The sequence below is a fragment of the Rhodococcus sp. IEGM 1370 genome (genome assembly GCF_033142325.1).
Classification (GTDB): Bacteria; Actinomycetota; Actinomycetes; order Mycobacteriales; family Mycobacteriaceae; genus Rhodococcoides.
In genome coordinates, this window is record NZ_JAWLRY010000005.1 from 186,819 (window position 1) to 192,917 (window position 6,099).

5 protein-coding genes are annotated in these 6,099 nt (G+C 65.6%); all 5 read left to right on the forward strand.

Annotated features, from left to right (window positions below; genetic code table 11):
- Positions 1-9: 9 nt before the first annotated feature.
- The 5 genes from R4P47_RS10520 (at position 10) to lnt (ending at position 5,641) form a co-directional block, all read left to right on the forward strand.
- Positions 10-1,167 (forward strand): sensor histidine kinase, encoded by a 1,158-nt coding sequence (locus R4P47_RS10520; protein ID WP_094641788.1) that lies wholly within the window; start codon positions 10-12, stop codon positions 1,165-1,167.
- Positions 1,168-1,183: 16 nt separating this feature from the next.
- A complete protein-coding gene (locus R4P47_RS10525) occupies positions 1,184-1,840 on the forward strand; it encodes a response regulator (protein WP_094641786.1) in 657 nt (218 codons plus the stop codon).
- 81 nt (positions 1,841-1,921) lie between these two features.
- Complete coding sequence (locus R4P47_RS10530) at positions 1,922-2,446, forward strand: FxsA family protein (protein WP_094641784.1); 525 nt, start codon at positions 1,922-1,924, stop codon at positions 2,444-2,446.
- Between the two features lie 59 nt (positions 2,447-2,505).
- Entirely contained in the window at positions 2,506-4,059 is a 1,554-nt protein-coding gene (locus R4P47_RS10535) for an amidohydrolase (protein WP_411567324.1), read from the forward strand.
- Positions 4,060-4,117: 58 nt separating this feature from the next.
- Positions 4,118-5,641 (forward strand): apolipoprotein N-acyltransferase, encoded by a 1,524-nt coding sequence (gene lnt / locus R4P47_RS10540; protein ID WP_149405761.1) that lies wholly within the window; start codon positions 4,118-4,120, stop codon positions 5,639-5,641.
- The last annotated feature ends 458 nt before the right edge of the window (positions 5,642-6,099 follow it).

A 6,099-nucleotide genomic window follows, 5' to 3' on the forward strand; every position in this document is an offset into this window, starting at 1 on the left:
CTCAATCACATGCGTCGATTCAGTCTGTGGCTCCGTGGGCAGCCGTTCGTGGCCGATGCCCTGCTGGCCGTCGGGCTGTTCGTCGTCGACATTCTGGTGTTCGTCAGCTCGGTCGACGGTCTGAACGGGCCGTTGTTCCTGGTCTTCTCGGTCGTGCTGACGATTCCCGTCGCGTGGCGGCGGCGTCTGCCCCGCACGATCGCAGCACTGACTCTCGTCACCACGCTCAGCTCCGACATAGCGGGCAGCCTGGTGGGCGATGCGTACAACGGTCACCCGGCAGCGCTCGCCCTGCCGATCATGCTCTACACGCTGGTCGCGTACGTCGGTCGAGTTCAGGGCGGCGTCTATGCCGCCGCACTCGCCGTGTACACCGCCGCGAACCTGCTTCTGTTCGCCCAACCGGTGTTCACGACGCTGCTGTTCAGCGCGCTGATGTACGCCCTGTCGTGGGTTGCGGCGGAATTTCTCGGTGCCCGCCGGGCGTACGACGAAGCGACTCAGGCCCGGCTCGTCGTGGCCGAGTACGACAGGGACCGACGCGCCGAAGAGGCCGTGCTCACCGAGCGCACTCGCATTGCACGCGAACTGCACGACGTCATCGCCCACAGCGTCAGTGTCATGGTGGTGCAGGCCGACGGTGCCTCGTACGCCATCAGGCGCAATCCCGATCGCGCAGAGCAGGCCGTGGCCAACATCTCCGCAACGGGCCGTTCGGCATTGGCCGAGCTGCGTCGAACGGTCGCGTTGCTGCGAACCTCGCCCGACTCGGACGACATGCCCCAGTACGGCACCGCCGGTCTGGCCCGTGTCGTGGAGATGATGGGTCGCGCCGGATTGAACGTCGAGCTCGAACAGACCGGAAACCTGGACGACATCAGTCCGGCGATCAGCCTGGGAGTGCACCGGTTGGTGCAGGAATCGCTGACCAACGTCCTCCGCCACGCCGGTCATGCGCCACGCGCTGTGGTCAAGGTGGTTCGCGGAGAAGATGCGGTCACCGTCGAGATCTCCGACAACGGCTCCGGCGCACCACCGTCCGAGGACGGTGGTGGACACGGACTTCTCGGAATGCGCGAGCGAGTAGCGGTGCTTCGAGGCACCCTGCACGCCGGGCGGACGCCGCACGGCAATTGGCTCGTGCGGGCAACGCTGCCGATCGAGTGAGGGCTAGGTTGGGTCGGTGCCGATCACCGTTGTCGTCGTGGACGACCAGGAACTCATGCGCATGGGATTGAACATGGTGCTCGAGGCGCAGGACGACATCGAGGTGGTGGGGGAGGCCTCGGACGGGGCGGGTGCCGTCGAGGCCGTCGCCAGACTGGCACCGGCGGTAGTGCTGATGGACGTCCGCATGCCCGGCATCGACGGCGTCGCCGCCACCCGCAGCATCACCGAATCGGGTTCGGACGCCAAGGTTCTGGTGATGACGACCTTCGATCTCGACGAACACGTCCTCGGGGCACTCCGGGCAGGGGCCAGTGGATTCCTGCTCAAGGACACTCCACCCGAGGACCTGGTCTCCGCGATTCGCAGCGTGGCCGCAGGCGATGCCGTCGTCTCGCCGAAGGTCACCAAGCGTTTGCTGTCGAGGTTCGTCGAGCAGTCCGTGTCGACCACCGATGCCGCCGTTCTCGATGCTCTCACCGGACGCGAGCGCGAGGTGCTGGTGCACTTGGCTACCGGCTTGTCCAACGCCGAGATTGCGGCCGCCCTGCATCTGTCCGAGGCGACGATCAAGACTCACATCGGCCGAATCCTGACGAAGTTGGACGTCCGCGATCGAGTCCAGGCCGTCGTCGTGGCGTACGAAACCGGCCTCGTCCGGCCGGGTTCCTGAGAATCTGCCGACAAACACGGCAAGTCGGGAGCTATTTCGATGCCCCGCGCGTTGTACCGGTGAAGCGAAGAAAGGACCGTCATGCTCGCTCTGTTCGTACTCTATGTCGTGGTCGAGGTCGCAGCGCTGGTCGCCGTAGGAAGCGCGCTCGGTGTGCTCTGGACCGTCGTGCTGCTGATCGGTGGATCGCTGGTGGGGTCACTCCTCGTGCGATCGCAGGGCAGACGTGTGTTGGACGGTCTGCAGCGGGCATCGCGAGGCGAGCGATCGGCCGGCGGTGCCGTGGCCGACGGCGCTCTCTTCGCCGCAGGGTCGGTCGCGATGTTCGTGCCCGGCCTGGTGACCACGGTGATCGGGTTGCTGCTGTTGATCCCGCCGACCAGGTGGCTACTGCGCCCAGCGGTGATGTGGGCCGCCGCGCGCTGGTTGCCACAGGTCGCTACCGCCACCCGGCGCATGCGCCCCACCGTCATCGACGGTGAGATCCTCGACGACAGCACGCGAGCACCGAATGCATCCGGTTCTGCGCCGATACTCGAGGGACAGGTGATCGAGGCCGACCGCTTCGATCCCGCAGCCGGGGATTTCCGGAAGCCACACCGGTAGGGGCAGACTGGTCGTTCGTGACCACCGAATTGTTCTGCGGCGGACGGATCTACAGTCCGATGGCCTCCGACGCCACCGCCATGGCCGTGACCGATGGAATCGTCAGCTGGATCGGTGAGGACCGCACCGGGAGAGCGCTCCATCCAGGAGTCCGCATCACCGACTTGGCGGGCTCCTTCGTGGCACCGGCGTTCGTCGACACTCACGTGCACGTCACCGATCTGGGTCTGTCGCTGATCGGACTCGATCTGTCCGGCTGCACTTCGCTCGAACACTGCATGCGGGTGCTCGCCGAACACGCATCATCGTCCTCGGACGCACTGATCTGGGGACACGGCTGGGACGAAACCGGGTGGCCCGAACATCGTGCACCGTCCCCAGCCGACCTCGATGCGGCAGCTCCTGGTCGTCCGGTGTACCTCACTCGCATCGATTCGCATTCGGCCGCCGTCTCGACGCCGTTGCGCGTCGCCGCGACCGGTATCGAATCCGTCACCGGCTTCTCGGAGCAGTCCCCACTCACCGCTGCCGCGCACCACCTCGCGCGGCAGACAGCGCGGTCGATGATCACGCCCGACACCCGAAATCGGGCACGAACGGCTGCGCTCGACAGTGCTGCGGCGCAGGGAATCGTCGCAGTCCACGAATGTGCCGGTCCGATCGTGTCGGGTATCGACGACTTCCGCGAACTGATGGTCACCGAACACGGGGTGGAGGTTCGCGGATACTGGGGCGAGCTGGTCGAGACGGCCGAGCAGGCGCGGCAGCTGCTCGGCGACACCGGTGCCCACGGACTGGCCGGCGACATCTTCGTCGACGGCTCGCTGGGGTCGCGGACCGCGTGGCTGTCGTCGCCCTACGCCGACGGCTCCGGATCGGGTGTCCCGTACGAGGACGTCGATGCGATCGCCGCACACATCTCGGCGTGCACGACCGCCGGGATACAGGCGGGTTTCCACGTCATCGGCGACGCGGCTGTGTCGGCTGCCGTCACAGCGTTCGAGCGGGTGGTGGCCGAGCTCGGAACTCCTGCCGTCGCCGCGTGCGGGCATCGGCTCGAACATCTGGCGATGGTCGCACCCGAACAGGCCGACAAATTGGCCTCGTGGGGCGTCATAGCCAGCCTGCAACCGATGTTCGATGCCCTGTGGGGTGGTTCGGACGGGCTGTACTCGGCGCGACTCGGCGCAGATCGTGCGTCGGCGCTCCATCCGTTCGCGCGCCTGGCGTCGGCGGGGGTGGCGCTCGCATTCGGTTCGGATGCGCCGGTCACCCGACTCGATCCGTGGGCGACGATCAGAGCCGCGGTCAACCACCGCACGCCGGGCAGTGCCATCTCGCCTCGGGCCGCTTTCTCTGCCGGTACCCGCGGAGCGTGGCGTGCGGGCGGAGTCCGAGACGGATTGGCGGGAACGTTGGTGCCGGGAGCGCCCGCGTCCTTCGCGGTGTGGGAGGTCGACGAACTCGTCGTCCGAGCGCCCAAGGACAGCGTGCAACGCTGGTCGACGGACCCCCGTGCGGGGGTATCTCCGTTGCCGGGTCTCGACCCGTCGTCCACGAGCCCACAGTGCTCGATGACCGTCCATCGTGGGCAGGTCATCCATGAGAACTGAGTCCACCTCGGGTGTCGGGGCCGGGGCCTCGTCGGCGGGGCGACTACGACGAGCCTCGATGTCCACTGCACTCTCCGTTGCCGGTGGTGCCCTGATATTTGCGAGCTTTCCTCCGCGAACCCTGTGGTTTCTGGCACCGCTCGGAATCGCGCTGCTGGCCCTCGTCCTGACCGGCTTCGGCGGCCGAAGTCCGTTGTCGCTGAAAGCGGGATTCGGCTACGGCTGTGCCGCCGGACTCGGATTCTTCGTTCCACTGCTCCCGTGGATCGGTGTCTACGTGGGACCGATGCCCTGGCTGGCGCTCGCCGCCGCCGAGTCCGTCTTCGTCGGCTTGTTCGGAGTGCTCGGTGTGGTCGCAGCACGGAGTGCCTGGTGGCCCGTGTCGATGGCATTGGCCTGGAGCCTGACCGAGTGGCTTCGGTCCAGTGTTCCCTTCGGCGGTTTCCCGTGGGGCCGGTTGGCGTTCGGACAACCCGAGGGCTGGCTGCTTCCCTTGGCGAGCATCGGGGGTGCACCGTTGCTCGGTTTCGGTGTGGCACTGACCGGAACCGGAACGGCCGCGCTGCTGGTCGCGGGCACTCGGCGCGACGGAGTGCGTTCGTTCCTCGGGCCGGTCGCCGCCACGACGGTCGCGTCCATAGCGGCCGTGGCGCTGCTACCCACGCTGCACAGCAACGACGCACCGGAAGGCGACGAACGGACCGTGACGATCGCAGCCGTCCAGGGAAGCGTTCCGCGTCTGGGTCTGGACTTCAACGCCCAGCGGCGAGCGGTGCTGGACAATCACGTCCGTGAAACGATGAGTTTGGCCGCCGACGTCGAGGCAGGCATGCAACCTGCCCCGGATCTCGTCGTGTGGCCCGAGAATGCCTCCGACATAGATCCATTGAGAAATGCCGACGCTGCAACTCTCATCACGCAGGCGTCCGTGGCTGTGGGGGCTCCGATTCTCGTCGGGACCGTACTCGTCAATGCCGATGGCACGAACACGAATTCGGTGATTGCGTGGAACGGTACGGACGGGCCCGGTGAGCGGCACGACAAGAAGATAATTCAACCGTTCGGCGAATACTTGCCATTCCGAAGTTTTTTTCGATTGTTCTCGGAATATGCCGACCGAGCGGGTTATTTCGTTCCCGGTAACGGAAACGGAGTTGTCCGCGCCGGGGGAATAGCAGCCGGAATAGCGACCTGCTACGAAGTCGCATTCGATCGCGCCCTCGAGGAATCGGTCCGATCGGGCGCGGAGTTCATTGCAATTCCAACCAACAACGCGACCTTCGGCGACACCGAAATGACCTACCAACAACTCGCGATGTCCAGGGTGCGCGCCGTCGAGCACGGCAGAACTGTCGTGGTGGCCGCCACGAGTGGTGTGAGCGCGATCGTGGCGCCGGACGGAGAGGTTCTGCAGGATTCGCCGCTGTTCACTCCCGACGTGCTGGTTTCCAGTGTTGTACTGCGACAATCCCTCACCGTCGCGACACGAATCGGCTTCGGATCGGAACTGGTGCTGTGTCTGGCGGCAGTCGGAGCCCTCGGCGCGACGCTCGTGGTCGGGCGCCGCCGCTCCGCCTCCTGAAACAATCGTCGAGTCGGTAAACGGTGGGTCGATCACAACGACAGGTCCGATACGGGTCGGACAATGCTGTGCGACGCGGCGTGGGCAGTCATTCGTTCGACCGAATAGCGCCTGTTCGGGTAGCACTCGGGGTCACTTCTGTAACAGGCTGGAGTCGGCGATCGATGGTTCTTATGATTACCGCACAAAAGAATCCTGCCGATGTTGTATCTTTGTAAGCCGCTGGGATGCTCGACGCGGAATTTCGGGTCGGCTTTCGGCGGTTGGCCGACGGTCTCGCGTGTGCATGTGAGTGCAGCACGAACGCCGACGTGGTCGAACGTGTCGTACGCCTGGTGGGGAGGGGAGTTCATGTCGGACAGGACGTCGAATTCGAGAGTCACCACGCACTCGGTTCGCGAACTCGAGGTTGGTTCTCTTCGGTAGAACCGTACCCTTTCCCTGTTTCAATCCAGTGG